At 65.3% G+C, this 26658-nt stretch carries 26 protein-coding genes, 1 tRNA gene and 1 pseudogene; 13 read left to right on the plus strand and 15 right to left on the minus strand.

The features are described from left to right. The 3 genes and pseudogenes from ACNQQL_RS34085 to ACNQQL_RS34095 all read right to left on the minus strand — a co-directional run. Window positions 1–109: pseudogene (locus ACNQQL_RS34085) on the minus strand (MscL family protein); the annotation flags it as partial. Window positions 110–114: 5 nt separating this feature from the next. After that, the gene (locus ACNQQL_RS34090) at window positions 115–1275 is read right to left on the minus strand and encodes a tetratricopeptide repeat protein (RefSeq protein WP_347068857.1); all 1161 of its coding nucleotides are present in this window, start codon (window positions 1273–1275) and stop codon (window positions 115–117) included. An 80-nt stretch (window positions 1276–1355) separates the two neighbouring features. Then, a complete protein-coding gene (locus ACNQQL_RS34095; protein ID WP_059233905.1) occupies window positions 1356–2036 on the minus strand; it encodes a PspA/IM30 family protein in 681 nt (226 codons plus the stop codon). A 442-nt stretch (window positions 2037–2478) separates the two neighbouring features. Between ACNQQL_RS34095 and ACNQQL_RS34100 the strand changes: the two genes are divergently transcribed. After that, window positions 2479–5001, plus strand: coding sequence for a penicillin-binding protein 1A (locus tag ACNQQL_RS34100; RefSeq protein WP_347068859.1), 2523 nt, complete (start codon window positions 2479–2481; stop codon window positions 4999–5001). 86 nt (window positions 5002–5087) lie between these two features. On the opposite strand, the gene ACNQQL_RS34105 is transcribed toward ACNQQL_RS34100, so the two are convergent. From ACNQQL_RS34105 to mfd, 4 genes are all read right to left on the minus strand, one after another. Further along, a complete protein-coding gene (locus ACNQQL_RS34105) occupies window positions 5088–5552 on the minus strand; it encodes a DUF3574 domain-containing protein (protein ID WP_244137304.1) in 465 nt (154 codons plus the stop codon). Between the two features lie 145 nt (window positions 5553–5697). Next, complete coding sequence (locus tag ACNQQL_RS34110) at window positions 5698–6717, minus strand: threonine/serine dehydratase (protein ID WP_072437137.1); 1020 nt, start codon at window positions 6715–6717, stop codon at window positions 5698–5700. A gap of 60 nt (window positions 6718–6777) precedes the next feature. Next, window positions 6778–7998 (minus strand): acetylornithine deacetylase, encoded by a 1221-nt coding sequence (gene argE / locus ACNQQL_RS34115; protein WP_204423610.1) that lies wholly within the window; start codon window positions 7996–7998, stop codon window positions 6778–6780. Window positions 7999–8092: 94 nt separating this feature from the next. Continuing rightward, the gene (mfd, locus tag ACNQQL_RS34120; RefSeq protein WP_347068862.1) at window positions 8093–11563 is read right to left on the minus strand and encodes a transcription-repair coupling factor; all 3471 of its coding nucleotides are present in this window, start codon (window positions 11561–11563) and stop codon (window positions 8093–8095) included. A 107-nt stretch (window positions 11564–11670) separates the two neighbouring features. On the opposite strand from mfd, the gene ispD reads away from it, so the two are divergent. Next, window positions 11671–12381, plus strand: coding sequence for a 2-C-methyl-D-erythritol 4-phosphate cytidylyltransferase (ispD, locus tag ACNQQL_RS34125; RefSeq protein ID WP_347068864.1), 711 nt, complete (start codon window positions 11671–11673; stop codon window positions 12379–12381). A 28-nt stretch (window positions 12382–12409) separates the two neighbouring features. After that, window positions 12410–12895 carry a 2-C-methyl-D-erythritol 2,4-cyclodiphosphate synthase gene (gene ispF, locus ACNQQL_RS34130; RefSeq protein ID WP_347068866.1) on the plus strand — a complete coding sequence of 162 codons (486 nt, stop codon included), beginning with the start codon at window positions 12410–12412 and terminating at the stop codon, window positions 12893–12895. A 149-nt stretch (window positions 12896–13044) separates the two neighbouring features. On the opposite strand, the gene ACNQQL_RS34135 is transcribed toward ispF, so the two are convergent. The 4 genes from ACNQQL_RS34135 to ompR form a co-directional block, all read right to left on the minus strand. Beyond that, a complete protein-coding gene (locus ACNQQL_RS34135) occupies window positions 13045–13572 on the minus strand; it encodes a carboxymuconolactone decarboxylase family protein (protein ID WP_347068868.1) in 528 nt (175 codons plus the stop codon). 76 nt (window positions 13573–13648) lie between these two features. Then, window positions 13649–14197 carry a peroxiredoxin gene (locus ACNQQL_RS34140; protein WP_034181176.1) on the minus strand — a complete coding sequence of 183 codons (549 nt, stop codon included), beginning with the start codon at window positions 14195–14197 and terminating at the stop codon, window positions 13649–13651. A gap of 189 nt (window positions 14198–14386) precedes the next feature. Beyond that, window positions 14387–15748, minus strand: coding sequence for an ATP-binding protein (locus ACNQQL_RS34145; protein WP_034181177.1), 1362 nt, complete (start codon window positions 15746–15748; stop codon window positions 14387–14389). A gap of 39 nt (window positions 15749–15787) precedes the next feature. Next, window positions 15788–16522 (minus strand): two-component system response regulator OmpR, encoded by a 735-nt coding sequence (gene ompR, locus ACNQQL_RS34150; RefSeq protein WP_006478565.1) that lies wholly within the window; start codon window positions 16520–16522, stop codon window positions 15788–15790. Window positions 16523–16780: 258 nt separating this feature from the next. On the opposite strand from ompR, the gene ACNQQL_RS34155 reads away from it, so the two are divergent. From ACNQQL_RS34155 to ACNQQL_RS34165, 3 genes are all read left to right on the plus strand, one after another. Beyond that, window positions 16781–17059: a hypothetical protein gene (locus ACNQQL_RS34155; RefSeq protein ID WP_072437142.1), complete on the plus strand. Its 279-nt coding sequence runs from the start codon at window positions 16781–16783 to the stop codon at window positions 17057–17059. A 133-nt stretch (window positions 17060–17192) separates the two neighbouring features. Continuing rightward, window positions 17193–18692 (plus strand): DUF1800 domain-containing protein, encoded by a 1500-nt coding sequence (locus tag ACNQQL_RS34160; RefSeq protein WP_347068871.1) that lies wholly within the window; start codon window positions 17193–17195, stop codon window positions 18690–18692. A gap of 67 nt (window positions 18693–18759) precedes the next feature. Beyond that, complete coding sequence (locus ACNQQL_RS34165) at window positions 18760–19980, plus strand: DUF1501 domain-containing protein (protein WP_204423607.1); 1221 nt, start codon at window positions 18760–18762, stop codon at window positions 19978–19980. Between the two features lie 10 nt (window positions 19981–19990). On the opposite strand, the gene hpnD is transcribed toward ACNQQL_RS34165, so the two are convergent. Next, the gene (gene hpnD, locus ACNQQL_RS34170) at window positions 19991–20824 is read right to left on the minus strand and encodes a presqualene diphosphate synthase HpnD (RefSeq protein WP_347068874.1); all 834 of its coding nucleotides are present in this window, start codon (window positions 20822–20824) and stop codon (window positions 19991–19993) included. 248 nt (window positions 20825–21072) lie between these two features. Here hpnD and ACNQQL_RS34175 point away from each other — a divergent pair. From ACNQQL_RS34175 to ACNQQL_RS34195, 5 genes are all read left to right on the plus strand, one after another. After that, window positions 21073–21159, plus strand: a tRNA-Leu gene (locus ACNQQL_RS34175). Window positions 21160–21331: 172 nt separating this feature from the next. Then, window positions 21332–22510: a tyrosine-type recombinase/integrase gene (locus tag ACNQQL_RS34180; protein WP_347068876.1), complete on the plus strand. Its 1179-nt coding sequence runs from the start codon at window positions 21332–21334 to the stop codon at window positions 22508–22510. Between the two features lie 276 nt (window positions 22511–22786). Next, on the plus strand, window positions 22787–23002 hold the full coding sequence (locus tag ACNQQL_RS34185) for a hypothetical protein (RefSeq protein ID WP_347068878.1): 216 nt from the start codon (window positions 22787–22789) through the stop codon (window positions 23000–23002). After that, entirely contained in the window at window positions 22999–23388 is a 390-nt protein-coding gene (locus tag ACNQQL_RS34190; protein WP_347068880.1) for a hypothetical protein, read from the plus strand. The genes ACNQQL_RS34185 and ACNQQL_RS34190 overlap by 4 nt, the downstream gene beginning before the upstream one ends. 75 nt (window positions 23389–23463) lie before the next feature. After that, on the plus strand, window positions 23464–23679 hold the full coding sequence (locus ACNQQL_RS34195; protein WP_347068881.1) for a hypothetical protein: 216 nt from the start codon (window positions 23464–23466) through the stop codon (window positions 23677–23679). Window positions 23680–23693: 14 nt separating this feature from the next. Here the strand turns inward: ACNQQL_RS34195 and ACNQQL_RS34200 are convergent, their stop codons facing one another. Beyond that, window positions 23694–24185, minus strand: coding sequence for a hypothetical protein (locus ACNQQL_RS34200; RefSeq protein WP_347068882.1), 492 nt, complete (start codon window positions 24183–24185; stop codon window positions 23694–23696). Between the two features lie 54 nt (window positions 24186–24239). Here ACNQQL_RS34200 and ACNQQL_RS34205 point away from each other — a divergent pair, with 54 nt between their 5' ends. Both ACNQQL_RS34205 and ACNQQL_RS34210 read left to right on the plus strand, forming a co-directional pair. Next, window positions 24240–25148 (plus strand): DUF72 domain-containing protein, encoded by a 909-nt coding sequence (locus tag ACNQQL_RS34205; RefSeq protein WP_347068883.1) that lies wholly within the window; start codon window positions 24240–24242, stop codon window positions 25146–25148. Window positions 25149–25265: 117 nt separating this feature from the next. Continuing rightward, the gene (locus ACNQQL_RS34210; RefSeq protein WP_347068885.1) at window positions 25266–25556 is read left to right on the plus strand and encodes a hypothetical protein; all 291 of its coding nucleotides are present in this window, start codon (window positions 25266–25268) and stop codon (window positions 25554–25556) included. A 62-nt stretch (window positions 25557–25618) separates the two neighbouring features. Here ACNQQL_RS34210 and ACNQQL_RS34215 read toward each other — a convergent pair whose 3' ends face one another. After that, window positions 25619–25843, minus strand: coding sequence for a hypothetical protein (locus ACNQQL_RS34215; RefSeq protein WP_347068887.1), 225 nt, complete (start codon window positions 25841–25843; stop codon window positions 25619–25621). Continuing rightward, window positions 25830–26453, minus strand: a complete 624-nt coding sequence (locus ACNQQL_RS34220; protein ID WP_347068889.1) for a hypothetical protein — start codon at window positions 26451–26453, stop codon at window positions 25830–25832. The genes ACNQQL_RS34215 and ACNQQL_RS34220 overlap by 14 nt, the downstream gene beginning before the upstream one ends. Window positions 26454–26658: the final 205 nt, after the last annotated feature.

A 26658-nucleotide genomic window follows, 5' to 3' on the forward strand; every position in this document is an offset into this window, starting at 1 on the left:
CGAGCAGAACGAACTTGTTCGAGAAATCCAGGCCGCCCGTCAGCAAGCCGATGACCGGCATGATGAGGTCTTTCACGATCGAGTCGACGATCTTCGAGAAGGCGCCGCCGAAGGTCAGGTGTTGTCGTCCGTCCAGCCGTCGTCGTTGCTGCCGAGATCGACGTTGCCGCTGCTGCTGTCGCTCCAGTTCGACGCGTCGCCGTGGCCGAGGTCGAAGCCCGGGTCGGTTTCCTGCCGGCGGCGCTCGCCGTCGACGATCACGTCGCGTTCGACCACGCGCTCGCGGCCGCCGGACATCGCCTCGCCGAGCAGCACGCCGGTCAGCAGCCCGCCCATCCCGCCGCCGAAACCGCCGCCGCCTTGCTGGATCACGACAGGCGGCTGCTGTTGCGGGTAGGGCTGCTGCGGATACGGCTGGCCCTGCGCGCCCGTCATGCGATCGGCTTCCTGCGCGTATACGGAGCCGCTGCCGTTCGCCGGCGGCGCGGGTTGCGCGGCCGGATCGGGTCGGCCTTCGACGCGTGCCTTCACGCTCGCATGACGCTGTTCGAGTTCGTCGACCTGGTACGGCGGTACCGGATTCTTGCCGTTCGCCAGCGCCTCGACGAGCGTGCGCGCGTCGGTCTCGATCGCTTCGAGTTCGCCTGTCAGCGCCGCGGCGCCGGGCGCCGTCGACAGCTTCGCGTCGAGTTTCAGCGGACGGATGTCGTTCAGTACGTCGGTCGCACGCTTGAGCTGCGTGCGGCGTTCGTCGTCGGCGCGGCTGTTGTCGGCCGTGCGCGCGCGCCGCAGCGTCCAGCGCAGCACCAGCGCGATCACCGCGACGATCAGCCCGAGGCCGATCCACATGCCGGTCGACGGGCCGTGTTTTTCGGCCGGCGCGACGGCGGGCGCGAGCGACGGCTGCAGCGTGCCGGCCTGTGTGGCCGACGGCGCGTTGCCGCTCACGCTTGCGGCGTCGGCACGAATGCGCGACTCCGTCTGCGCGAAGCGCGACGCGTCGGTGAAGCGCAGTTGCGGATCGAGCGACTTCGCACGCTGCAGCTGCGCGAGCGCGTCGGACGCGCGGCCTTCGCGGTCCAGCACCTGCGCATACAGGTAACGCGCGTGCGCGTTGTTCGGATGGGCGTCGATGACTTGCGACAACTGCGTGTCGGCACGTTGCCAGTCGCGCTGGGCGATCGACTGCTCGACCTGCTGCAGCGACGGTACCGCAAACGCGGCGGACGACAGCAGCATCAGCGAGAGGCCGAGTGCGGCGAGGGATTTCTTCATGGTCGAACCGGGCGCGGGCGCCCGTCTCCTGACGATCGGTTCGCGCAGCGCGCCCGGGCCGGGCGACGGCGCGGTTGCCGTTACTGCGCGGGCGTGTCGAGCTGCTTCTTCAGCGCGGCGAGGCGATCCTCGACCGACGGGCCCTTGTTCAGCGCGGCGAGCTTGTCGTCGAGCGCCTTGCCGCTCGACGTGTCGGCCGAATTGAGGCGCGCGTCCGAGCGTGCGTTCTGCAGCGCGACCTTGTCCTCGAGCTTCTGGAAATCCTCGGACAGGTTCTTGCCGCCGATGCCGCCCAGCGCGCTTGCCGCGACATCCTTCGCCTGCGCGATTTCCTGCTTGGCCTGCAGGATGTTCGAGCGCGCGTTCAGGTCGTTGCGGCGCTGGCGCATGTCGGCGATCTGCCCCTTCAGCTTGTCTACCGACGGCTCGAGCGTCGTCAGCTCGGCCGCGAGCGCGTCGCGCTCGGCTTCAGCGTTCGACTGCGCGGCCAGTGCCTCGCGCGCGAGCGCTTCGTCGCCGGACTGCAGCGCGCGCTTCGCGCCGTCTTCGTACTTCTTCACCTTGTCGTCGGCCGCATCGCGCTTGCTGCGCTGGGTCGCGACCTGTGCCTCGATCTCGATCAGCGAATTCTCGGCACGACCGATGCTGTCGTCGAGCTCCCGCACGATCTGCCGTGCGTCGCGCGACGGATCCTGTACCGAATCGGCCGCATCGTTCAGCAGGCCTTTGATCGTGCGCGAAACAGAGTCGAAAAGCGACATGAAATCCTCCGTGGTTGAAAGGCGCCGCGTGACCGCGGCAATGCCCGCCGCGGGCCGGTTGCGACCCGCGTGAGCCGGCGGATATTACACCACCGGTTCACTTAAATACGGCTTAAACGCGTGAGTTCAAGCGGCTTGCATATCGGGATGACAAACCTTTCGCGGTTGAAAGAAAATCGGCCGCGCGCCCCGCATTGCGTGCCCATGATAGGCCGAGGATGCCGACAATACGTTCCGCAAATCACGGCGTTGCGGGAATTTTTACAAAAAATCGCGAAGGCACCCGGTCGATTTCATTAAAATGCGCTGTCACGTCGCGGGAACGGATCGCCGCGCGGCGGGGTCTGTCGACGTGACAGTCGCATCTCGATGCACCGCTCTGATCCATCCGCTTGCATTTCCGCATGCGTCCGAGGGCGCCACGTACGCCCGCCATTCCGACATGCCAATTATCAAACGACCACCTTCTTCTTCCGACAGGAACGAACCCCACTACACGCTGCGCCGTTCGCCGTCCGGGGCCTATTATCCCGATGACGACGATCGCGACCATCGCGACGACGGCCGCCGCGCACAACGCAGCGGCGGCGGGGGCCGTCGCACGTTCGGTTCGCGCGTCGCGCTGTGGTTCGCCGGCCTGTTCGCCACGCTGGCGATCGTCGGTGCGTTGATCGTCGGCTATGCGCTGGTCGTGATGGCGCCGCAACTGCCGTCGCTCGATGCGCTGACCAACTACCAGCCGAAGGTGCCGCTGCGCGTGTTCACGGCCGATCACGTGCTGATCGGCGAGTTCGGCGAGGAGCGCCGCAGCCTCGTGCGTTTCCAGGACATTCCGGACGTGATGAAGAAGGCCGTGCTCGCGATCGAGGACTACCGCTTCTACGAGCACGGCGGCGTCGATTTCGTCGGCATCCTGCGGGCGGGCGTCGCCGACCTGATGCACGGCGGCGCGCGCCAGGGCGCGAGCACGATCACGATGCAGGTCGCGCGCAACTTCTTCCTGTCGAGCGAGAAGACCTACACGCGCAAGATCTACGAGATGCTGCTCGCGTACAAGATCGAGAAGGCCCTGACGAAGGACCAGATCCTCGAGCTGTACATGAACCAGATCTATCTCGGTCAGCGCTCGTACGGCTTCGCGGCCGCCGCGCGGGTGTACTTCGGCAAGGACCTGAAGGACATCACGCTCGCGGAAGCGGCGATGCTCGCGGGGCTGCCGAAGGCGCCGTCCGCGTATAACCCGGTCGTGAATCCGAAGCGCGCGAAGGTGCGCCAGGAATACATCCTGAAGCGCATGCTCGAGGTCGGCTACATCACGCAGCCGCAGTACGACGCGGCCGTGAAGGAAGAGATCCACGTGCGCACGCCGGGCAACCAGTACGCGGTGCACGGCGAATACGTCGCCGAGATGGTGCGGCAGATGATGTACCAGCAGTACAAGGACGAAACCTACACGCGCGGGCTGACCGTCACGACGACGATCAACTCGGCCGACCAGGAAGCCGCATACCAGGCCGTGCGTCGCGGCATTCTCGACTACGAGCGCCGCCACGGCTATCGCGGGCCGGAAGCGTCGATCAACCTGCCCGCGGCCGGCGACGACCGCGACGAGGCGATCGACGATGCGCTCGCCGATCACCCGGACAACGGCGACCTGCAGTCGGCGGTCGTGCTGTCGGCCTCGCCGAACGCGGTCGAGGTGCAGTTCGTCGGCGGCGCGACGACGACGATCGGCCCGGCCGGGCTGCGCTTCGTGTCGGCCGCGCTCGGGCCCCGCGCGAACAACGCGCTGCGCGTCAAGCCGGGCTCGATCGTGCGCGTGCTGAAGGACGGCAAGACGGGCTGGCAGGTCGTGCAGCTGCCGCAGGTCGAAGGCGCGCTCGTCGCGATCGCGCCGCAGGACGGCGCGATCCGTTCGCTCGTCGGCGGCTTCGATTTCAACAAGAGCAAGTTCAACCACGTGACGCAGGCATGGCGGCAGCCGGGCTCGTCGTTCAAGCCGTTCATCTATTCGGCATCGCTCGACAAGGGCCTCGGGCCGGCGACGATCATCAACGACGCGCCGCTGTACTTCCCGCCGAGCGTGCCGGGCGGCACCGCGTGGGAGCCGAAGGACGACGACCAGCCGGACGGCCCGATGTCGATGCGCACCGGCCTGCAGCGCTCGAAGAACCTCGTGTCGATCCGGATCCTCGCATCGATCGGCACGCAGTATGCGCAGCAGTACGTGACGCAGCGCTTCGGCTTCGATCCCGCGAAGACGCCGCCGTACCTGCCGATGGCGCTCGGCGCGGGCCTCGTGACGCCGCTGCAGCTCGCGACCGGCTACGCGGTGTTCGCGAACGGCGGCTACAAGGTCGATCCGTACCTGATCGCCGAAGTCGACGATGCGCGCGGCCAGGCACTGCAGAAGTCGCAGCCGGTGATCGCGGGCAGCACGGCGCCGCGCACGATCGAAGGCCGCAACGCGTACGTGATGAACAGCCTGCTGCACACGGTCGCGACGGCCGGCACGGGTGCGGGCACCAACGCACTGGGCCGCAGCGACCTGCAGGGCAAGACGGGTACGACGAACGACGCGAAGGACGGCTGGTTCGCCGGCTACCAGCAGTCGCTCGTCGCGGTCGCGTGGATGGGCTTCGACCAGCCGAAGAGCCTGGGCAGCCGTGAATTCGGCGCGCAGCTCGCGCTGCCGATCTGGGTGAATTACATGCGCACCGCGTTGAACGGCGTGCCGGAGCAGCAGATGCCGATGCCGGACGGCCTGACCTCGCTCGACGGCGAGCTGTACTACGCCGATCGCACGCCGGGCAACGGCTTCGTCGGGAACGTCGACATCAATCCGGCCGAGAATGCGATCAGCGCGAACGACGCACTCGGCTCGGCCGGCGCGGCAGGGCTCACGCCGCCGCCCGTCACGCCGCAGGAGAAGCAGCAGATCATGGACATGTTCGAGAGCAAGTAAGCGGTACGCCGCTGTTCCGGCATGCGACGGGCGCCTTCGGGCGCCCGTTTTTTGTGCGCTGCCGGCAGGTAGCGGGAGACGCCGAATCAGAACGACGCGCAGGCCGGCATGAACGTGATGCCGACCGACTCCTGACGGAACCGCTCCGCGTACGCGTGCCGGATCGCGGCGAGCCGCGCGTGCGTGTCGGGCGTATCGTCGGCGATGATACGGATCACGAAACTCTGTTCCCGTGTGATGTTGCCGGTCGCGCGATCGCGCCATTGGCCGTGCGTGTCCCAGTACGTGAAGCCGTCGGGGAAGCGCGGCGTGACGGTGTCGGCGAGGAACGTCGCGCGTTCGGCATCGGTGACGGGGCCGCGTCCCGCGATGTCGCGTCCGAACAGCAGGTCGGCCTGCAACATGCGGCTCGCGCCAGGCTGCGTGCAGGCCGGCTGCGCGCCGGCGACGGGCGAGGGTGGTGCCGCGCAACCGGCGAGCAGTGCGATCGCCACGGCGGCGATCAGCGGCCGCGCGCGGCGCCGCCACATTGCAGCCCATAGCGGCCGCATTTGCTCATTTCGCGTCCGACGACCTTCGTGCGCGCAAAACGCTGCGCGCTCAACCACTTGCGTGCTTGTTCGGCGGGTTATCAACAGGGCTGTCAACATAATCTGGGGATAACCCTAGGTCGGTTCGCCGGCGCCCGGCGTATGGTCAGTGCTGCCGTTTCGCGTGCGCGAGATGCATGCCGAGCGTGCCGGGGTCGGTGTTCGTGCCCGACAGCAGCACGCCGACGCGCTTGCCCTGCAGCGTTTCGCGCAGCGGGCCGAGCAGCGCGGCGAGCGCGGCTGCGCAAGCCGGTTCGACCGACAGCTTCAGGTGCGAGAACAGGAACAGCATCGCGGCGCGCAGCGCGTCGTCGGACACGGTCACGATGCGGTCGACGTGGCGCCGGCACAGCTGGTAGCTGTATTCCTCGGTATGCGGCGCCATCAGCGAATCGGCGATCGTCTGCATCGCGCTCATCTTGATCGTGTGATTCGCCGCGAAGCTGCGGCTCATCGCGTCGGCGCCTTCCGGCTCGACGCCGTACACGTGCACGCGCGGATTCGCAAGCCGCAGCGCGGTCGCCATGCCGGCCGCGAGCCCGCCGCCGCCGATCGGCACGATCACCGCGTCGAGGTCGGGCGTCTGCGTCGCCCATTCGTAGCCGAGCGTCGCGGTGCCGAGGATCGTGTGATAGCCGTTGAACGGATGGATGAAGAAGCGGCCTTCCTCGGCCTCGATCCGCCGCACGAGATCGAACGCCTGCGATGCGCTGCCCGCGAGCACGACCTCCGCGCGGTACTGCTTGCACTGCGCGATGCGCGACGGGCTCGCGGTATGGAACATCACGACCTTCGCGCTGCTGCCGAGCCGCATCGCCGCATACGCGACGGCTGCCGCATGATTGCCGGCCGATACGCAGGTGACGCCGGCATCCTTGCGTGCCTCGTCGAGCGCGAGCAGGTGCGTGAATGCGCCGCGCGCCTTGAAGCTGCCGCTCGCCTGCAGCAGTTCGAACTTGAAGTTGACGTGCGTGCCCTCGAGGGACGGCAGGTCGGCGCGTTCGAACACGGGCGTGCGCGCGACCCAGGGCGACAACGCGAAATGCTGCGCGGCGATTTCGTCGAGCGTCGGAATCGGCTCGCCGTCGATCGTCGTATGGGCAGTGCCCTGCTGTTCAGTCGACATGACGTGGCGGGTGGCGGAGTGGACCGGCCCGCACACGCGGGCCGGCGTGGCGGGAGGCAGTCAGTGCGCGTCGACCGACATGCTGCGGATGAACTTGCGCAGGAACTGCTCGCAGCCGGCGAGCTGCGCGAGCTCGACATATTCGTTCGGCTTGTGCGCCTGCTCGATGTTGCCGGGCCCGCACACGACGCTCGGGATGCCCGCGCGTTCGAACAGGCCGGCTTCGGTGCCGTACGCGACCTTGCGCTTGTCTTGGTCGGCCGTCAGCGCGCGCACGAGCTGCGTGATCGCGGCCTGTTCGGTCGCGTCGAGGCCGGGCGCCGCGGCGATCTTCGAGAACTCGATCGCGGCATTCGGATGCTCGCGAAGCATCTGCGGCAGCAGCGTTTGCTGCGCATATGCTTCGATGCGCGTGAAGATCTGCTCGGGATCGAGCGTCGGCAGGTTGCGGAACTCGAAGTCGAAGCGGCATTCGGCCGGCACCGTGTTGATCGCGTTGCCGCCCTGGATCGTGCTCGTCTGCGCGGTCGTGAACGGCACGTCGTACAGCTCGTCGAACGGGCCTTCGGCGCGGAAGCGCTCGGCGATGTCGCGGATGTGGCAGATGAGGCGCGCCGCGTACTCGATCGCGTTGAGCCCCTTCGGCGTCAGCGACGAATGCGCCGCGTGGCCGCGCACGCAGCAGCGGTACGCGTTGATGCCCTTGTGCGCGATGATCGGCCGCATGCTGGTCGGCTCGCCGACGATGCAGCCGGACGGTTGCACGCCGCGCTTGACGAGGTCGGCGATCATCAGCGGCGCGCCCGCGCAGCCGATTTCCTCGTCGTAGGACAGCGCGAAATGGATCGGCTTCGCGAGCTTCGTCGCCTGCATTTCGGGCAACAGCGCGAGTGCCGTGCCGATGAAACCCTTCATGTCGCAGGTGCCGCGGCCGTACAGGCGGCCGTCGCGAATTTCCGGCGCAAACGGGTTGCTGTCCCATTGCTGACCGTCGACCGGCACGACGTCGGTATGCCCGGACAGCACGATGCCGCCGTTCGTCGAGCCGTCGTGCGCGGGCACAGTTGCGAACAGGTTTGCCCAGCCTTCGCGCGGATCGTGCGTGATCGTCGAAACGATGCCTTTCGCGGCGAGCGCGTCGCGCACCGTTTCGATCAGGCCGAGATTCGGCACGCGGCTCGTCGTGTCCATCGACACCAGTTGCTTGACCCAGGGCAGGCCGACCAGCGATGCGTCGCCTTGGGTTGCGGCGGACGGCGCCGTCGCGTCGAGAGTGGACATGGCAAAACTCCGTCTGATGAATGGGAAAATCATACTCAAAAACACGTCGGCCCGCCTGCGCCGGGCGCGGTGCGGTGCAGCATCGCCGCGCCCTTCAGCGCACCGCGGCGGCCGCTCCCTGCTTCGGCGCGAGCGCGCGCAGCGTTTCCTTGATCGTCGACACGCGGATCGCGAGATCGGGCGAGCGCGTCTCGATGCGCAGCTTGTCCTGGCCCGCGAGCTTGATGTGCCGGTGCTTCTGCACCATGTCGATGATCCGCATCGGATCGATCGGCGGATTCGGCTCGAACTGCAGCCCGATCGCCGCTTCGCTCGCGTCGATCTTCACGATGCCGAGCGGCTTCGCGGCGATCCGCAGCCGGTGCGTCTCGACGAGCGCGTGCGCCTGCGGCGGCAGCTTGCCGAAGCGGTCGATCAGTTCCTCCTGGATGCCGTCGATCGCGTCGCCGTGCTCGCAGTTCGCGAGACGCTTGTACAGCGACAGCCGCTCCTGCACGTCCGCGCAGTAGTCGGCCGGCAGGATCGCGGGCGCATGCAGGTTGATTTCCGTCGTCGCGGCGAGCGGCGCGGTGAGGTCGGGCTCCTTGCCGTTCTTCAGCGCCTTCACCGCGTCGTTCAGCATGTCCGTATAAAGCTGGAAGCCGATCTCGTGGATCTCGCCCGACTGCTTGTCGCCGAGCACTTCGCCGGTGCCGCGGATCTCGAGGTCGTGCATCGCGAGATAGAAGCCCGAGCCGAGCTCCTCCATCTGCTGGATCGCTTCCAGCCGGCGCTGCGCCTGCTTGGTCAGCGCCTGCGGATCGTGGACCAGCAGGTACGCATAGGCCTGGTGATGCGAGCGGCCGACGCGGCCGCGCAACTGGTGGAGCTGCGCGAGGCCGAACTTGTCCGAGCGGTGCATGATGATCGTGTTCGCGCTCGGCACGTCGATGCCGGTCTCGATGATGGTCGTGCACAGCAGCACGTTCGCGCGCTGCGCGACGAAATCGCGCATCACGCGCTCGAGTTCGCGCTCGTGCATCTGGCCGTGCGCGATCACGATGCGCGCCTCGGGCACGAGCTCCTCGAGCATTGCCCTGCGGTTCTCGATCGTCTCGACCTCGTTGTGCAGGAAGTACACCTGGCCGCCGCGCTTCAGCTCGCGCAGCATCGCCTCGCGGATCACGCTTTCCTCCTCGCGGCGCACGAAGGTCTTGATCGCGAGCCGCTTCTGCGGCGCGGTCGCGATCACCGAGAAATCGCGCAGCCCTTCGAGCGCCATCCCGAGCGTGCGCGGGATCGGCGTCGCGGTGAGCGTCAGCACGTCGACTTCCGCGCGCAGCGCCTTCAGCGCTTCCTTCTGGCGCACGCCGAAGCGGTGTTCCTCGTCGATGATCACCAGGCCGAGGCGCTTGAACTGCACGTCCGACGACAGCAGCTTGTGCGTGCCGATCACGATGTCGACGCTGCCTTCGTTGATCTGCGCGATCGCCGCGCTGACTTCCTTCGCGGTCTTGAAGCGCGACAGCTCGACGATCCGCACCGGCCAGTCCGCGAAGCGGTCGACGAAGGTCTGCGTGTGCTGCTCGGCGAGCAGCGTGGTCGGCGACAGCAGCGCGACCTGCTTGCCGCCCATCACCGCGATGAACGCGGCGCGCAGCGCGACCTCGGTCTTGCCGAAGCCGACGTCGCCGCACACGAGGCGGTCCATCGGCTTGCCGCTCGTCATGTCGCCGATCACGGCCGCGATCGCGGCGGCCTGGTCGGGCGTTTCCTCGAAGCCGAAGCTTTCCGCGAATTTCACGTAGTCGCGCGGGTCGAGCGCGAACGCGTGGCCTTCGCGGGCCGCACGGCGCGCGTACAGGTTCAGCAGCTCGGCGGCGGTATCGCGGATCTGCTGCGCGGCCTTGCGCTTCGCGCGCTCCCACTGGCCGGAGCCGAGCGCGTGCAGCGGCGCGCTGTCGGGATCGGCGCCGCTGTAGCGCGAGATCACGTGCAATTGCGCGACGGGCACGTAGAGCTTGCTGTCGCCCGAGTATTCGAGATGCAGGAATTCGGTCTCGCCTTCGCCGAGATCCATCGACACGAGGCCCATGTAGCGGCCGATGCCGTGCTGCGCGTGGACGACCGGGTCGCCGACCTTCAGCTCCGACAGGTCGCGCACCATCGCGTCGACGTTGCTGGCCTGTTCCTGCCGGCGGCGGCCCGCGCGGCGGCCGAGCGCGCCGTACAGCTCGGTCTCGGTGACGATCGCATAGCCTTCGCCCGGCACCGCGAAGCCGTTCGCGAGCGGCGCGACGCCGAGCGCGAAGCGTTCGTCGCTCGCGAGCCAGCCCGCGAAGTGGTCGTTCGACACAGGCCGCAGATGGTGCTCGGCGAGCAATTGCAGGATCGTCTCGCGGCGGCCGGCCGATTCGACGGTCAGCAGCACGCGCTTGCCCGACGATTCGACGAACGTACGCAGCGACGCGAGCGGATCGTCGGAATGCCGGTCGACGGTGAGCTCGGGCAGCGCGGTCGCCCAGCCGCCGGCCGGTTGCGCGGGCAGCACGACGCGTGCGAACGGCTTCGCGAACGCGAAGAAATCCTCGTCGGACAGGAACAGGCGCTGCGGCTCCAGGATCGGCCGTTCGCGATCGTGCGACAGGAACGCGTGGCGCTGCTTCGTATCGGCCGTGAAGCGGCGGATCGAGGCTTCGAGATCGCCGGTGAACACGAGGTGCGCGTCCTGCGGCAGGTAGTGGAACAGCGTGGCCGTTTCGTCGAAGAACAGCGGCAGGTAATACTCGATGCCCGCCGACGGCACGCCGTTGCCGATGTCCTTGTAGATCGGCGCGCGGCTCGGGTCGCCTTCGAAGGTCTCGCGCCAGCGGCTGCGAAAGGCCGTGCGCGCGGCTTCGTCGAACGGGAACTCGCGGCCGGGCAAGAGCCGCACGTCGCGCACCGGGTAGAGGCTGCGCTGCGTGTCGGGGTCGAACGCGCGGATCGAGTCGACCTGGTCGTCGAACAGGTCGATCCGGTACGGCAGCGGCGAGCCCATCGGGTACAGGTCGATCAGCGAGCCGCGCACGCAGTATTCGCCGGGCCGCACGACCTGGCTCACATGCTCGTAGCCGGCCAGCGTGAGCTGCGCCTTCAGCTTCGCCTCGTCGAGCCGCTCGCCCTGCGCGAACGCGAACGTGTACGCGGCCATGAACGACGCGGGCGGCATCCGGTACAGCGCGGTGGTCGCGGGCACGAGCAGGATGTCGCAGCGGCCTTCGCCGAGATCGTGCAGCGTCGCGAGCCGCTCGGACACGAGGTCCTGGTGCGGCGAGAACGTGTCGTACGGCAGCGTTTCCCAGTCCGGCAGCAGGCGCACGCGCGCATCGGGCGAGAAGTAGCGGATTTCCTGCGAGAGCCGCTGCGCGTCGACCGCGTTCGCGCAGATCACCGCGAGGAGCGGCACGTCCCGGCGGTTGTCGGCGAGATAACGGGCGATGGCGAGCGCGTCGGCGGAACCGTGCGCGCCGTCGAAGGCAAAGCGCTGGCCGGGTTTGACGCGGGCAACGGGCGAGGCGGACAGGGTGGAAGCGTTATCTGGCATAGGGACGGCAGGGGTGGCGTGCACGGGCGCATCGAGGTGCGCCGGTCGAGACGAAAGACCTATTATAAAATCCGCTTCTCGATTTCATCTTTCCGGCGTTTCCTTTCGTGACTCCCCGACTTTTCGCCCTGATTCCCTGTGCCGGCACGGGCAGCCGTTCCGGCTCGGCCGTGCCGAAGCAATATCGCACGCTGGCCGGCCGCGCGCTCCTGCATTACACGCTCGCCGCGTTCGACGCGTGCAGCGAATTCGCGCAGACGCTCGTCGTTCTCGCGCCCGACGATTCCCATTTCGACGCGCGCCGCTTCGCGGGCCTGCGCTTCGCGGTGCGCCGCTGCGGCGGCGGCTCGCGGCAGGCGTCGGTGCTGAACGGGCTGCTCGCGCTGGTCGAATTCGGCGCGACCGATCACGACTGGGTGCTCGTGCACGACGCCGCGCGCCCGGGCATCACGCCGGAGCTGATCCGTACGCTCGTCGCGACGCTGAAGGACGACCCGGTCGGCGGCATCGTCGCGCTGCCGGTGGCCGATACGCTCAAGCGCGTGCCGGCCGGCGGCGACGCGATCGCGCGTACCGAGTCGCGCGACGCGCTGTGGCAGGCGCAGACGCCGCAGATGTTCCGCATCGGCATGCTGCGCGATGCGATCCTGCGCGCCCAGCGCGAAGGGCACGACCTGACCGACGAAGCGAGCGCGATCGAATGGGCGGGCCACACGCCGCGCGTCGTGCAGGGCAGCCTGCGCAACTTCAAGGTCACGTATCCGGAAGATTTCGCGCTCGCGGAAGCGATTCTCGCGCGCTCCGCGAACGCTTCCTGACTTTCACCCCATCTCAATCGGAACACGCATGGATTTCAGAATCGGACAAGGCTACGACGTGCACCAGCTCGTCCCGGGGCGCCCCCTCATCATCGGCGGTGTGACGATTCCGTACGAGCGCGGCCTGCTCGGCCACTCGGACGCGGACGTGCTGCTGCACGCGATCACCGACGCGCTGTTCGGCGCGGCGGCGCTCGGCGACATCGGCCGCCATTTCTCCGACACGGACGCGGCGTTCAAGGGCGCGGACAGCCGCGTGCTGCTGCGCGAGTGCGTCGCCCGCGTGCAGGCGGCCGGCTTCGCGATCCAGAACGTCGACAGCACCGTGATCGCGCAGGCGCCGAAGCTCGCGCCGCATATCGACGGGATGCGCGCGAACATCGCGGCCGATCTCGGGCTGCCGCTCGACCGCGTGAACGTGAAGGCGAAGACCAACGAGAAGCTCGGTTATCTCGGCCGCGGCGAGGGCATCGAGGCGCAGGCCGCCGCGCTGCTGGTCAGGCAGGGCGGTTGACGCCCGGTTGCGGCGGCGCGCGGCCCGTTCCGCGCGCGGTGGCGCTGCGGAAATGAAAAATGCCACGCTGATGCGTGGCATTTTCGTTTGGGGCGGCCGCCACTCCGGCACGGCTGCCGGTCGCGCGGCGAAACCGCTCATGCAGCCGTTTACTCGCTTTCGGCGGCGATCACCTGCGCGGCGGCGTTGATCACCGACGCGATGCGGCCGACGTCGCGCAGCTGCGTGACGGTCATCCCTTGCTCGTTCTTCAGCAGCGCATAGTGCGACTTCACGCAGAAGTGGCACTTGCCGACGATCGACGCGGCGAGCGCATACATCTCGAACTTGCGCTTGTCGACGCCGCCGTGCGTCGCGTACGCGCCCATCCGCAGCTCGGCGCGTTGCGTCTTCAGGTCGGCGTCGTCGGCCATCTCGACATACGGATACCAGGTGTTGTTCATCCCCATCAGCGCGGCTGCCGTCAGCACGGCGTTCGTCTCTTCGGGCGACAGCACGCCGGCTTCGCGGATCGTCTTCACGAGCACCGTGCTCTTCGCCGCGATCGCCGCCGCCAGCGCGACGCCGACCGCATCGGTGCCTTCGAGCGACGAGCGCGAGATCGTGCCGTCGAGGTTCAGGCGAATGTCCTTCGCGTAGTCGGGAATACGTGCCTTAATCGAGTCGATGAATTCCATTGATATCTCCTATGGGTTGGCCGTTAAAAAAGCCCGCAGGCAGGACGTGCGCCGCGGGCTTCGTGCATCGATGCGCTTACAGCGTTGCGCCGCCGACTGCACGGTTGCACGGGCACAGTTCGTCCGTTTGCAGGCCGTCCAGAATGCGCAGGACTTCTTCCGGGCTGCGGCCGACGTTCAGGTTGTTCACCGAAACGTGCTGGATCGTGTTGTCCGGATCGACGATGAACGTTGCACGCAGGGCCACGCCGGCTTCCTTGTCGCGCACGCCGAGCTGGTCGATCAGCTCGCCCTTGACGTCGCCGAACGAGTAGTGGTTCAGCTTGTCGAGGTCCTTGTGCTCACGGCGCCATGCGAGCTTGACGAATTCGTTGTCCGAGCTGCCGCCGAGCAGGATCGCGTCGCGCTCTTCGAACTGCTTCGTCAGCTTCGCGAACTCGACGATTTCCGTCGGGCACACGAACGTGAAATCCTTCGGATAGAAGTAGATGATCTTCCACTTGCCCGGGAACGACGCTTCGGTGACGGTCTCGAACGCCGACTGGCCGTTTTCCTCGTGATTGTTGAAGCCCGGCTTCGCGGCTACGACGGTGAAAGCTTCGAGTTTATCGCCCACGGTTTTCATGCGGATACTCCTGTATGAGTTGGGAAGAAGGCTGAGTCAAGCTACCTCGGTGCTGCAACGATGGTGTGACAGCATGCGGCAAACTATAACACTATTAATAAAATGCTTCAATAGATTTTGACTAACGATCTTCATAGTTTTTTTCAACCGGATCGATAGTGTGGGGCGCGAGAAGCGTGCGCGAGCGCGTCACGCGGTCGCACGCGCCTTGCCGGCGCCGGGGAATTCGAGCGTGACTTCGAGGCCCGCTTCGGGGTTGCGGTTGCGCAGTCGCAGCGCGCCGCGATAGCGGCCGACGAGCCGCAGCACGATCGCCATCCCGAGGCCCGTGCCGTCCGCCTTGGTGCGCGCGGTGTCGACGCGATAGAACGGCCGCATCACGAGCGGCAGCTGATCTTCGGGGATGCCGGGGCCTTCGTCGCTCACCGACAGCTCGACGCGCGCGTGCGATATGCGCGTCTCGAGCGTGATGCGCGAGATGCCGTCCTGCTTGCTCTGGCCGTACTTGCGCGCGTTCTCGACGAGGTTGCCGATCACGCGGCGCATGTCGGTCTCGTCGGCTTCGATGACCGCGCTTGGCGCGAGCCGCGTGCGGATCTCCACGCCGTCCTCGCTCGCTATGCGCGCGGCAACTTCCTGCGCGATCGACGACAGGTCGACGGGCTCGGGCTTGCGCTGCGACGGGCGCGCGTAGTCGATGAAGGCGGCGATGATGCGGTCCATCTGCTCGATGTCGTCGACCATCGCGTCCTTGGTTGCCTGGTCGGACGGGCTCATCTCGGTTTCGAGGCGCAGCCGCGCGAGCGGCGTGCGCAGGTCGTGCGAGATGCCCGCGAGCATCAGCGCGCGGTCGGCCTCGAGCTGTTCGAGGTCGCGCACCATCTGGTTGAAGCTGCGATTGGTGTCGGCCGCGACGCCCATCCCGCGCTCGGGCAGCGGCTCGGGCGCCTGGCCCGAGCCGACCTGGCGCGCGGCGAGCGCGAGCCGCGAGAACGGCCGGTTCACGAGGCTCGTGATGAACGCGGAGCCGAACAGCGACAGCGCGAGCGCGAACAGCCCCCAGCCGGCCCACTGCAGGCCTGTGACGTTGTCGAGCTGGTCGCGATCGAGCGCGACCCAGTAATCGTCGTCGTCGATCTTGAAGCTGATCCACACGCCGGGAATGTCGTTGACCGACTGCGCGATCACGGTATCGTCGCCGAGGCGGCTGCGGATGTCGTGCTCGATCAGGCGATTCAGCGATTCGTCGGGCTGCAGCTTGAACTTGTCGGTTTTCTCGCGCGGGTAAACGCGCACGCCCTCGTTGCTCTCGAGATCCTGCAGCAGCGCGCGCCGCAGATCGGGATCGGAATAGAGCAGGGCGGTGCGCGTGAGCTTCACGACCGCGACGAGCTGCAGCGCGACGCGCTGCGCACGCGGCTCGCGCTCGATCACGCGAAAGCTCTGGAACCACGCGGCGAGACTGACCGAGATCAGCAGCGCGATCAGCAGGAAGGTGCGCCAGAACAGCCCGCCGAACGCGAGCTGCAGGAGGCGCCGGTCAATACGCATGGGACGGGCCGTGGGCGGGCGAAACCGGAAAAGAAAAAATCAGGCGGCGCCGTCCGGAATGAACACGTAACCGAGGCCCCAGACGGTCTGGATGAAACGCGGGCTGCCCGGATCCGGCTCGATCAGCTTGCGCAGGCGCGAGATCTGCACGTCGAGGCTGCGGTCGAACACTTCGTATTCACGGCCGCGCGCGAGCTCCATCAGCTTCTCGCGCGACAGCGGCTGGCGCGGATGACGCGCGAACACCTTCAGCACCGAGAATTCGCCGGTCGTCAGCGGAATTTCCTGGCCGGACTTCGTCAGCGTGCGCGTCGCGAGGTTCAGCGAGAACTCGCCGAACTCGAACACCTCGGTCGTTTCGGACGGTGCGCCCGGCAGTTCGGCCGGCGCCTGGCGGCGCAGCACCGCGTGAATGCGCGCGACGAGTTCGCGCGGGTTGAACGGCTTCGGCAGGTAATCGTCGGCGCCCATCTCGAGGCCGACGATGCGATCGACGTCCTCGCCCTTCGCGGTGAGCATGATGATCGGCGTGCGGTCGTTGCTGCCGCGCAGGCGGCGGCAGATCGACAGGCCGTCTTCGCCCGGCAGCATCAGGTCGAGCACGAGCAGGTCGAAGCGCTCGCGTACCCAGAGCTTGTTCATCGCGGTCGCGTTTTCCGCGACATATACGTTGAAACCCTGCTCGCCGAGATAGCGGCGCAGCAGATCGCGCAGGCGTGGGTCGTCGTCGACGACGAGAATCTTGGAGGGGTTTTTCGTTTCCATGATCGGCATCTTATCGCGAATGGGAATTGACGCACGGCCGCGAATTTTCGCGCGTTACAGTCGGTTACAAAATTTACCCGTAGTGTCGCGCCGAGTAAAGGCAGGCTATAGAGATTCCTTTACTCGAAGCCGAAGTTCGGTAGATACTCCCCTGCATTCCATCTTTCATCTTTGCACACCCGAATTCCGCAGGGTTTTTCAAGTACCAGAGGTAGCCGGTTGCCGCGTGACGAAGGGAACAAATCGACCAAAGAAGCGAGGACGGTCATGCGATCTGCCCGGATTGCACTGATGCTGACGATCGCGCTTGCCGGTCCGTATGCGTCGAACTTCGCGTATGCGCAGCGCCCCGAGCAGGGGGCGCCGTCGCGCAAGCTGCCGCGCGGCAAAACGCAGCAGCCCGATCGTGCCGCCGAGACGACGGTCCGTTCCGCCGTGCCTCCCGATCTCGAACAGCGCCGCCGCGACGGGCACATGACGCCCGAGGAGCGCCACCTTTTGCGCCAGCACATCGAAGACGCCGTTCGCGAGCTGTACAAGCGCTGACGCGTGCCGTCCTCGACCTGCGCGGAACACGCCGCGCCGAAAAAATTCGTAGCACTTTTTCCGTCAACTTTCGCCTGCCGATTGCCGTTGTACCGGCATCCGCACCGCCGGTGCGTTCCGGGAGTCCATGACGATGAAAGCGAACGCTGCCGCACCGGTGCCGTCGCCTGCCATGCAGTCGGCGCTCGACGCCGACGATGCGCTGTTTTTCCTGAGCCGCACCGGTTTCTCTCCCGCGCCTGCCGAGGTCGCGCGCATCGTCGGCATGACGCGCGCGCAGGTCGTGGCCGACACGCTCGGCAACGTTCGCCGCGAACCCGTCACGGCGTGGCCCGACTGGATCGCCGAGCTGCCGCCGACGCGCGCGCAGCGCCAGGCGCTGACCCCCGACATGCGGCGCGACGAGCAGCGCGAGCGCGATCGCCGCTACGAGGCGTTGCGTGCGGCGTGGGTCAACGAGATGGTCGTGACGCCGTCGCCGCTGACCGAGCGCATGATGCTGTTCTGGCACGGGCACTTCACGTCGGGGCAGGACAAGGTGCCTTATCCGCAAACGATGGCCGCGCAGAACGCGCTCTTTCGCCGCGAGGCGCTCGGCAACTTCGGCACGCTGCTGCACGCGGTCGCGAAGGACCCGGCGATGCTGCAGTATCTCGACGGCGCGAGCAATCGCAAGGGGCGCCCGAACGAGAATTTCGCGCGCGAGGTGATGGAGCTGTTCACGCTCGGCGAAGGGCATTACACGCAGTACGACGTGACCGAAGCCGCGCGTGCGATGACGGGCTGGACGATCGATCCCGATACGCTGCGCTTCGAGGTGCGGCCCGAATGGCACGACGCGGGCGACAAGACGATTCTCGGCGAGACGGGACCGTTCGACGGCGACGGCTTCGTCGACATCCTGCTGAAGCGGCCCGGCACCGCGCGCTTCGTCGTCGGCAAGCTGTGGCGCGAGTTCGTGTCCGATACGCCCGACGCGGGCGTGCTCGATGGCCTGGCCGAGCGGTTTCGCGCGAGCGGCTACGACATTCGCACTGCGCTCGCCGCGCTGTGGTCGACCGACGCGTTCTGGGATCCGCGCAACCGCGGCGTGCTCGTCAAGTCGCCGGCCGAGTTCGTCGTCGGGTCGGTGCGGCTGTTCGACGTTGCGTACGGCGATCCGCAGATGCTCGCGAACACCGTGCGCACGCTCGGGCAGAACCTGTTCTATCCGCCGAACGTGAAGGGCTGGCCGGGCGGCGCGCTGTGGATCAACAGCACGACGCTGCTCGCGCGCAAGCAGTTCGTCGAGCAACTGTTCCGCGCGACGGAGACGGCCGGCATGCGGCCGCCGGCGCATCCGATGGCGCCGCCGAACGCGCGTGCGCAAGCGATGCCGGTGGCCGACACGGCGTCCGCTGCCGGGATGCGCGGCGCGCCGGCCAAGCCCGCGCGCGGCGGCCTGCGTTTCGATCTCGAACGCTGGCTTGCGCAATATCGTGCGCGGCCGCAGGCGATCGCGGGATTGTCGACCGAGCTTCAGCTCCAGCACGCGGTGCTGCCGGTGTCGCCGGTCGCGGCGATCGACACGGATTCGACCGGCAGCGCGTATCTCGAAGCGCTGCTGATGGATCCGGCCTATCAACTGAAATGATGCAAACGAAGACGAATCGGAGCGCCGGTGCGGCAAAGGTGCCGGGCGGCAAACCAAAGGATGCGCGATGAACCGACGTGATTTTCTGACGCTGACGGGCGCCGCTGCCGCGGCGGGCGTGTCGATGTGGCAGTCGCCCGCGCTGGCGGCCTCGGTGGCGCCGGCCGGCAGGCAACCGGCGGCCGGGTATGCGAACGTGCTGATCCTCGTCGAGCTGAAGGGCGGCAACGACGGCCTCAACACGGTGGTGCCGTATGCGGACCCGCTGTACTACCAGTTCCGGCGCAGCATCGGCATCAAGCGCGAGCAGGTGCTGCAACTTGACGCGCACACCGGGCTGCACCCGTCGCTCGCGCCGCTGATGCCGCTGTGGCATGACGGTCAGGTCGCGGTCGTGCAGGGCGTCGGTTATCCGCAGCCGAATCTGTCGCATTTCCGCTCGATCGAGATCTGGGATACCGCGTCGCGTTCGGACCAGTACCTGCACGAAGGCTGGCTCACGCGCACGTTCGCGCAGGCGCCGGTGCCGCCCGGTTTCGCGGCGGACGGCGTCGTGCTCGGCAGCGCGGAGATGGGGCCGCTCGCGAACGGCGCGCGCGCGATCGCGCTCGTTAATCCCGCGCAGTTCATCCGCGCGGCTCGGCTGGCCGAACCGTCGTCGCTGCGCGAGCAGAACCCGGCGCTTGCGCACATCATCGACGTCGAGAACGACATCGTGAAGGCAGCCGACCGGCTGCGCCCGCGCGGCGGGATGCGTGAATTCAGGACGGCGTTTCCGGCCGGCGCGTTCGGCACGTCGGTCAAGACCGCGATGCAGGTGCTGGCCGCATGCGAAGCGTCCGGGCCCGGTGCGCAGGATGGCGTCGCGGTGCTGCGCCTGACGCTCAACGGCTTCGACACGCACCAGAACCAGCCGGGGCAGCAGGCCGCGCTGCTCAAGCAGTTTGCGGAAGGAATGAGCGCGATGCGCGGCGCGCTGATCGAACTCGGGCGCTGGAACCAGACGCTCGTGATGACGTATGCGGAATTCGGGCGGCGCGTGCGCGAGAACCAGAGCAACGGCACCGATCACGGCACGGCCGCGCCGCATTTCGTGATGGGCGGCCGCGTGGCCGGCGGCCTGTACGGCGCGCCGCCGGCGCTCGGGCGGCTCGACGGCAACGGCAACCTGCCGGTCGCGGTCGATTTCCGCCAGCTCTACGCGACCGTGCTCGGGCCGTGGTGGGGGCTCGACGCGACGCGCGTGCTGCAGCAGCGCTTCGACACGCTGCCGTTGTTGAAGGCGTGATGCGTCAGGTTCAGCGCCGGCGTGCGGCGCGCCACGCGATCCACAGCTTGCGGATCGGCGTCAGCGCGATGCGCTGGTGCAGCACCTGGTAGCCGTCGCGCTCGATTTCGTCGAGCAGCGCGCCGGCCAGTGCGATCTGCGCGCGCAGCGTGCGCTGCGTGCGGCGTTCGGGGGCGGGGATCGCTGCATCGGTGGCCGCGAGCGCTTCGCGCGCGCGAGCGGTCTGGAATTGCAGCAACTCGGTGAAGGCCGGGCTGTAGCGACGGTTCAGCAGATCGGCTGCGGTCACGTTATAGCGCTGCAGTTCGTCGATCGGCAGGTAGATGCGGCCGTGGCGCGCGTCGTTGCCGAGTTCCTGCACGAATTGCGCGAGCATCAGCGCGCGGCCGGCGTCCGCGGCCCACGGCTGCGGGTCGGCCGGGTTCGCGGCGCTGGCGCGCGCGACCAGCGACGCGAAGGTACCGCCGACCTGCGCGATGTAGCGCTGCAGGTTCGCGAAATCGAGGTAGCGCGCCTGTTCGAGGTCCATCCCGTAACCGTTGACGAGCGTACGCAACGCGTCGGCCTCGGCGGCGATCGCCGGATGATGCTGCGCGAGCGCTTTCGTGACGGGGTGCGACGGCTGAGCGTCGGCCAGTGCCGCGAGTTCCTTGTGCCACCACGCGAGCTTCGTGTGGCCGACGGTCGGGTCGCTGGTTTCCTTGACGGTTTCCTCGAGCTCGCGGCGCAGCGCGAAGAGCGCCGTCAGGCGCGGCTGCGTGGCGAGCGGCGCCTGACGCAACGCGTAATAGACGCTGGAGCCCGCGGGGGCGGCCTTTTGCTGACAGTAGTCGTCGAAGTTCACGGGCGGAATCGGGTGGGGCGGGTTCGGGGGACGCGCGGCGGCGCGGTGCCGAAACGTCGAGCGCGGCATTCTAGCACCGCTGCACGACGGGTGCCGGCAGGGCGAGACAAGGCCGCACGGATCGGGTAGAATCTCGCGCTCGCCTGATCGGGCGCGCCGGTTTTCAGGCCGGCATGAAGTGTCCCGAGCGGTCCCGGGCGCGTGGAGTACGCATCTTGCGTGCCGCGCGGTCAGGCGACAGAAAATGCGCGTGAGTGGCGAAATTGGTAGACGCACCAGGTTTAGGTCCTGACGCCCGCAAGGGTGTGCCGGTTCGAGTCCGGCCTCACGCACCACATATACTCCCAAGTATTTCCATGTTTGGCCAAAAAGCCCCGTCAGTCAAGCACTTACGGGGCTTTTTGCTACCAGCGTTGCCCATCACTTCCCATTGACACCCACGGAATCAGGGGGCATCGTAGGGGGCAGTTTTCCTGTTCTGGGGCATCGAAATGCCCCCATGCTCAAATGCCCCTTACCGATGTCGCCATCCGTGCGGCCAAGCCTCGCGAAAAGTCCTACAAGCTGGCCGACGGCCAGGGCATGTACCTCGAGGTCATGCCGAGCGGGTCGAAGTACTGGCGATTGAAGTATCGCATCGACGGCAAGGAGAAGCGGATGGCCCTCGGGGTCTATCCGGCAGTGACTCTGCTTGCCGCGCGTAAGGCTCGCGACGAGATCAAGGAGCAGCTCCGCGGTGGCCTGGATCCTTCGCACGAAAAGAAGCGCGTGAAGCTGCAGCGCAGTCTCGATCGCGCGAACTCGTTCGAGCCCATTGCTCGTGAGTGGCACGAGCAGCGGAAGGGGGCGTGGAGCGAACGCCACGGGGACCGGATCATGAAGCTGCTTGAGCGCGAGTTATTTCCGGTGCTTGGTGCGCGACCGATCACCGAGATCACGGCGCCGGAACTGCTCGAAGTCATCCGCAAGATCGAGGCGCGTGACGCGATTGAGTTGGCGCACAAGGCGATCCGGACAACGAGTCACATCTTTCGATACGCCATTGCCACCGGCCGGGCAGAGCGCGACCCTGCGCCGGATCTCCGCGGTGCGCTGAAGACCCGAACCGTCGTGCATATGAAGCGTGTGAGCGAGGCCGAGCTGCCCGAGTTGATGGCAAAGATCGACGCGTACGAAGGCGACTACCAGACGCGACTGGCACTACAGTTCATGGCACTGACGTTCGTCCGAACTAGCGAGCTTCGATTTGCCGAGTGGACCGAGATCGACGAAAAAAAGAAAGAGTGGCGGATCCCACCCGAGAAGATGAAGATGCGCTCGCCGCACATCGTGCCGCTGTCGAGGCAGGCGCTCGAGGTGGTGGCGAAGCTGCGCGAGCTGAACGGCCATAGCCTGTTCCTGTTCCCGAGCCGATCGAGTTCCAAGAAGCCAATCAGCGAGAACACGATCCTGTACGCACTGTACCGGATGGGCTACCGCTCACGGATGACGGGGCATGGTTTTCGCGGGCTCGCCTCCACGATCCTCAACGAGCACAATTTCAATCGGGACTGGATCGAGCGTCAGCTGGCGCATAGCGAGCGCGACGGCGTTCGGGCGGCGTACAACCATGCGGAGTACTTGCCCGAGCGCAGGAAGATGATGCAGTGGTGGGGCGACTATCTCGCTAGTAACCTTACAGAGTAATAAGGGTTGTTACTTTTGCGACACGTTTTGACGGGAATCAATTCAGACGTGCAGGGACCAACCGATGAGGGCGGCTCTGGAGCGCCATTTCGGGCCGCTCTGTCGAAGTGGCTCGAATCTTGCGTGAGTTTCTGCTGGCGAGCACCACTCTGCGGCTACAGTCCGTGCATCGGTGTTTATTGGTGTGGCGAAACACAGACAACCGGACTAAAGTTTTATTTACTACCTGCCGTTCATGATACATATGCCGGACGGCGCAGCAGAAGGAGAGATACGATGTTCGATTTTCGCATGTCGCTGAGCGAAAACTTCGCATCGTTCCGCGACGACAAGACGGGGCAGTTTGTGTTTGTCGATTCGTTCGACAACCGTGAATTCAATGTCCGAATCGGTACGCTTCGCGATAGTCGATTTGTCGGTACGCTTGTTGCCGATACTAACGATGCGTTGAACGCAAAGTTGAGAGAGCTCGTAGCGTATGCCTCCAAGTGACCATCATGCCAATAACAATACAAGATTTGGCGGGGTTGGAAGCGCGGGTCAATGCTAAGCTTGCCGCACATAATTTGAAGTTTGTGCCGACGGCTCACTTCAGCATCGATCGTATGAACGATCCGCGCAACATTCCACCGATTTCGATTGCAGAAATCGAGTCGATGTTTGACAGATTGATCGCGCAGCACATGCCAGGTGTCAAGGCGTTGAGCGATCAAGACACGTTCAATCTGCGGTGTGGCAATTCGCATATCAACATGCCTTGTGGCTTCAATAGGGTGGCCGTCGGAAGTAATGGTGCGCATATCTACGAGATTGCAGCGATCACGGTGATCCGGAAGCGAGGTTTTCGCGCGAAAGATCCGAAAGAGTTCGTTGTGTAGCCCCGCCCCGAGCGGGGCTTTTCACATCCGCGGGGCTGCGCGATGATGACGCGATTGTGTGACTCGGAGCGTCCCATGTTCGCCATCAAATTGCGCATCCCACGCGAAGACGTCTTCGAATTCAACGAAGATCTGTCGGCATGGTCGGCCACCAGCGGCGTCGATCCTAAACTGACTGTTGAAACCCAGATGCAGACGACCAACCGTTCGTCTCCGACGCTGTACTTGGCGTTTGTCGACGAGCGCTTCTTCGAGCAGTACCCGAGGTGGCGCCAGTTCGTCGAGCATTGACTGCCAGTCACGCACTACCGCATCCCAGCACGCCTCATCTCCTCGCGCAGCAGATGCATCAGTCGATGCAACTGCCCCTGCGCGCCGGCGAGATCACCCTTGTTCGCGACGTTCTTGTCGGTGTACGCGTACCACTCCTCGACGCGCTCGAGCGATTTCCGAAGGGCGCGGATCTCGAGGATCAACCATCGGACTTGAAGGTCGGTGTACTCGCGCCATAGCGCGCGCAGCTCGGCGTCGGTTGGCGCGTCAAATTCTGGTACCTCCGGCCGCAGCTTAAACCGAGGATCCGTGAGCGGTACGCGGTTGCGATCGATCCTGGTCGACTCGATCGGCGCCGATGTGCCGAGGAACGCCGACCTAGGGTCCTTGTCGATCCAATACTCAAATTCGCGCTTCGTGAGCTCGATCGGAGTCCTCAGGCGGTTCTTGTCGCCCTGAAATCCGTACTCCCAGATGTAAGCCCACTGCGGCTTGATCACGTCGTCACCGCTGTATAAAAACACAGTATATTTCGAGATAAGCTATGGTGGTCAAGATCCGACGCGGGGAAGAGAGCCATGTCGATTCTCGTAGGTACGGCTTCGTGGACCGACAAGACGCTCATCGAGTCTGGCGCCTTTTATCCGCCCGGCTGCAACAGCGCGGAGGCGCGCCTGCGGTATTACGCCAGCGTCTTTCCCATTGTCGAGGTCGATTCGTCTTACTACGCGATGCCGAGCGCGAGCAACAGCGCACTGTGGGTCGAACGAACGCCACCGGGATTCGTCTTCGACATGAAGGCGTTCCGGCTCTTTACCGGTCACCAGACCGAGCCAAATTTCTTCCCGAAGGACCTGCAGGCCCAGCTACCGAGCACCGGCAAAAAGAATTTGTACTACAAGAATGTGCCGCCACCGATCATCGAGGAGCTGTGGGCGCGCTTCTTTGAGGCGCTCCGACCATTGCACGAGGCTGGCAAACTTGGGGCAGTGCTGTTTCAGTTCCCGCATTGGGTGACGGCCGCTCCGAAGTCGGTCGCGCACGTCGAGCACTGCGCGGAGCGCATGCACCCGCTACTGACCGCGTTCGAGTTTCGACACGAGAGCTGGTTCGACGACAAGCATCGTGCGTCGACGCTTGCGATGGAGCGAGAGCGCGGGATCGTGCATGTCATCGTCGATGCGCCGGAAGGCGTGACAAAGCGCGCGCATTCGGTTTGGGAAGTGACGTCCCCCGACCTTGCTATCGTGCGGCTGCATGGCCGAAACGCGTCGACCTGGAGCGGGTCTGAATCGGCGGCCGAGCGGTTCAACTACGAGTACAGCGAAGACGAGCTTCGTGACCTTGCCGCGTTGATCATGGGAATGGCGGGGCGGGCGGCTCACATGCATGTCGTGTTCAACAACTGCTACCGTGATGTAGCGCAGCGCAATGCTGGAACGATGACGCATCTGCTCGCCACAATAGAGCGGTCATCGCGATCTTGATGCCGGACAACTTGCAGAGATGGCTGACGACGTCGAACGTCGAGGCGGCGCGTGCGATGCTGCAGCTCTACCCGGCCGACGCTATGCTAGCGGAACCCAAACAAGCGGGAGACGAAGATGGCACTCACCAATGATCAACTGGCTGAACTCTTAGTAGGTATCGCGCGTTCACAAAAGGCAATCATCGATTCAGTCAAGCTTCATCTCGGACAAGCCGACGGCCTGAGATTCCAGGCAGGTGCTTTGATCCCAACTCTTCAAGGTGCAGCTGCAATTGCGCACCACGGGCAGCCGACATTTCATGATCTTCCGTCGCGAATCTTGCTGCAGATCCAAGGCGATCCTCGAGCTGGCGCGCCGCGCCTCGAGGAGTGGGTAGCGCAGGAGTTAAATCGCCTGGCACCGTAGTTTGAGACTTTCAGCTTTGCTGTCGACTATGGAGCGGGCGTACAGCCCGCTGTGCCGCATCCTTAACCGCCGAGTCGGTGCGTGGTCGATCCTGGAGCATTGATGAACCCAGTCCCTTTGCCGCCAGCAACCTTCAGGTGTTCGACTTCGACCTTGGCAGAATTGATGATCACCTGAGCTACCTCTGCGATGGCCTTCGCCCGGTCGATCTCCATCGGTTTCTCTTGACTGTTCAACGCTTCCAGAGTGGCAAATAAGTGCTTGCGGAGCATTTCAATGTTTTCCATGGATCGTTTTCCTTAATTTTCCGTGTAGAACCATGATTTCGAGAAGTTGAATCGGGTAATCGCGCAGTAAATATAACCCGTTAGCCCACTGTCGAGCGATGTAATTGTCTGATTTGCATAAACCTAATATTCTGGCCGCTTTATACGTGCTCGGTAATGATAGTCCGAATTCATCTGCCAACGATTTTGTGTCGGTATCCGGATAGCTCTTCACAAAATCAGCCTCTTTCGATGGGCTCCAAGCAGGCCATCGTTTAGGTCGCTTTCCTTCTACGCGGCAACGCTTTTCTTCGGCGATATAGGCATCCAAATCCGAAGTGGGATAGTAGGTATTAGTCGCTGGTCCAGCGCGCCTACCGATTTTTTCGATCCGAATGCGCCCCTTGCGGAGATGCAGCCAAAGCGCGCTCACTACATCGTCCCGCTCTATAGAGAATTTTTTGCTTAGATCGCCTGCCCCAACGCCGGGATTGCGTAGGATTTCCTCAAGTAACATTAGAACTCTGTTGCTATGGGGAGCACGTCTGCGGCGGTCATCTCGAACATTCGACGTATTCATTTGAGATTCGCTGACGCGTTTGGTAGGAGTCGGTACGTTTTTCTTTGTCATTTCCGCCCTCCTAGAGATTCTGGGATCAACTGTAGGATTGCTTTTGTGCAAATCACACGGACCCTCCATAGTTCGTCAGTAGGACTGTGTATCCTGAACCGCACCGGATTTTGTGGAGGCTCGTATTCTTGAGAGAATCGAGTCATGAACAAGAAGGCAAGCAAATTTTCCCCGGAAGTGCGGGAGCGCGCGGTGCGTCTGGTAC

This window comes from Burkholderia sp. LFS061, from assembly GCF_047978125.1.
In the GTDB taxonomy this organism is placed as follows: domain Bacteria; phylum Pseudomonadota; class Gammaproteobacteria; order Burkholderiales; family Burkholderiaceae; genus Burkholderia; species Burkholderia pyrrocinia_C.

What these genes read in the sequence shown, in the direction of transcription:
- ispF (WP_347068866.1), top strand. Translation starts at nt 12,410, where the DNA reads ATGGATTTCAGAATCGGACAAGGCTACGACGTGCACCAGCTCGTCCCG.
- mfd (WP_347068862.1), bottom strand. Translation starts at nt 11,563, where the DNA reads ATGCCAGATAACGCTTCCACCCTGTCCGCCTCGCCCGTTGCCCGCGTC.
- ACNQQL_RS34215 (WP_347068887.1), bottom strand. Translation starts at nt 25,843, where the DNA reads ATGGAAAACATTGAAATGCTCCGCAAGCACTTATTTGCCACTCTGGAA.
- ACNQQL_RS34220 (WP_347068889.1), bottom strand. Translation starts at nt 26,453, where the DNA reads ATGACAAAGAAAAACGTACCGACTCCTACCAAACGCGTCAGCGAATCT.
- ACNQQL_RS34205 (WP_347068883.1), top strand. Translation starts at nt 24,240, where the DNA reads ATGTCGATTCTCGTAGGTACGGCTTCGTGGACCGACAAGACGCTCATC.
- ACNQQL_RS34210 (WP_347068885.1), top strand. Translation starts at nt 25,266, where the DNA reads ATGGCACTCACCAATGATCAACTGGCTGAACTCTTAGTAGGTATCGCG.
- ACNQQL_RS34135 (WP_347068868.1), bottom strand. Translation starts at nt 13,572, where the DNA reads ATGGAATTCATCGACTCGATTAAGGCACGTATTCCCGACTACGCGAAG.
- ACNQQL_RS34110 (WP_072437137.1), bottom strand. Translation starts at nt 6,717, where the DNA reads ATGTCGACTGAACAGCAGGGCACTGCCCATACGACGATCGACGGCGAG.
- ACNQQL_RS34165 (WP_204423607.1), top strand. Translation starts at nt 18,760, where the DNA reads ATGAACCGACGTGATTTTCTGACGCTGACGGGCGCCGCTGCCGCGGCG.
- ompR (WP_006478565.1), bottom strand. Translation starts at nt 16,522, where the DNA reads ATGCCGATCATGGAAACGAAAAACCCCTCCAAGATTCTCGTCGTCGAC.
- argE (WP_204423610.1), bottom strand. Translation starts at nt 7,998, where the DNA reads ATGTCCACTCTCGACGCGACGGCGCCGTCCGCCGCAACCCAAGGCGAC.
- ACNQQL_RS34090 (WP_347068857.1), bottom strand. Translation starts at nt 1,275, where the DNA reads ATGAAGAAATCCCTCGCCGCACTCGGCCTCTCGCTGATGCTGCTGTCG.
- ACNQQL_RS34160 (WP_347068871.1), top strand. Translation starts at nt 17,193, where the DNA reads ATGAAAGCGAACGCTGCCGCACCGGTGCCGTCGCCTGCCATGCAGTCG.
- ACNQQL_RS34140 (WP_034181176.1), bottom strand. Translation starts at nt 14,197, where the DNA reads ATGAAAACCGTGGGCGATAAACTCGAAGCTTTCACCGTCGTAGCCGCG.
- ACNQQL_RS34100 (WP_347068859.1), top strand. Translation starts at nt 2,479, where the DNA reads ATGCCAATTATCAAACGACCACCTTCTTCTTCCGACAGGAACGAACCC.
- ACNQQL_RS34105 (WP_244137304.1), bottom strand. Translation starts at nt 5,552, where the DNA reads ATGCGGCCGCTATGGGCTGCAATGTGGCGGCGCCGCGCGCGGCCGCTG.
- ACNQQL_RS34155 (WP_072437142.1), top strand. Translation starts at nt 16,781, where the DNA reads ATGCGATCTGCCCGGATTGCACTGATGCTGACGATCGCGCTTGCCGGT.
- ACNQQL_RS34185 (WP_347068878.1), top strand. Translation starts at nt 22,787, where the DNA reads ATGTTCGATTTTCGCATGTCGCTGAGCGAAAACTTCGCATCGTTCCGC.
- ACNQQL_RS34095 (WP_059233905.1), bottom strand. Translation starts at nt 2,036, where the DNA reads ATGTCGCTTTTCGACTCTGTTTCGCGCACGATCAAAGGCCTGCTGAAC.
- ACNQQL_RS34145 (WP_034181177.1), bottom strand. Translation starts at nt 15,748, where the DNA reads ATGCGTATTGACCGGCGCCTCCTGCAGCTCGCGTTCGGCGGGCTGTTC.
- ACNQQL_RS34195 (WP_347068881.1), top strand. Translation starts at nt 23,464, where the DNA reads ATGTTCGCCATCAAATTGCGCATCCCACGCGAAGACGTCTTCGAATTC.
- ACNQQL_RS34180 (WP_347068876.1), top strand. Translation starts at nt 21,332, where the DNA reads ATGCCCCTTACCGATGTCGCCATCCGTGCGGCCAAGCCTCGCGAAAAG.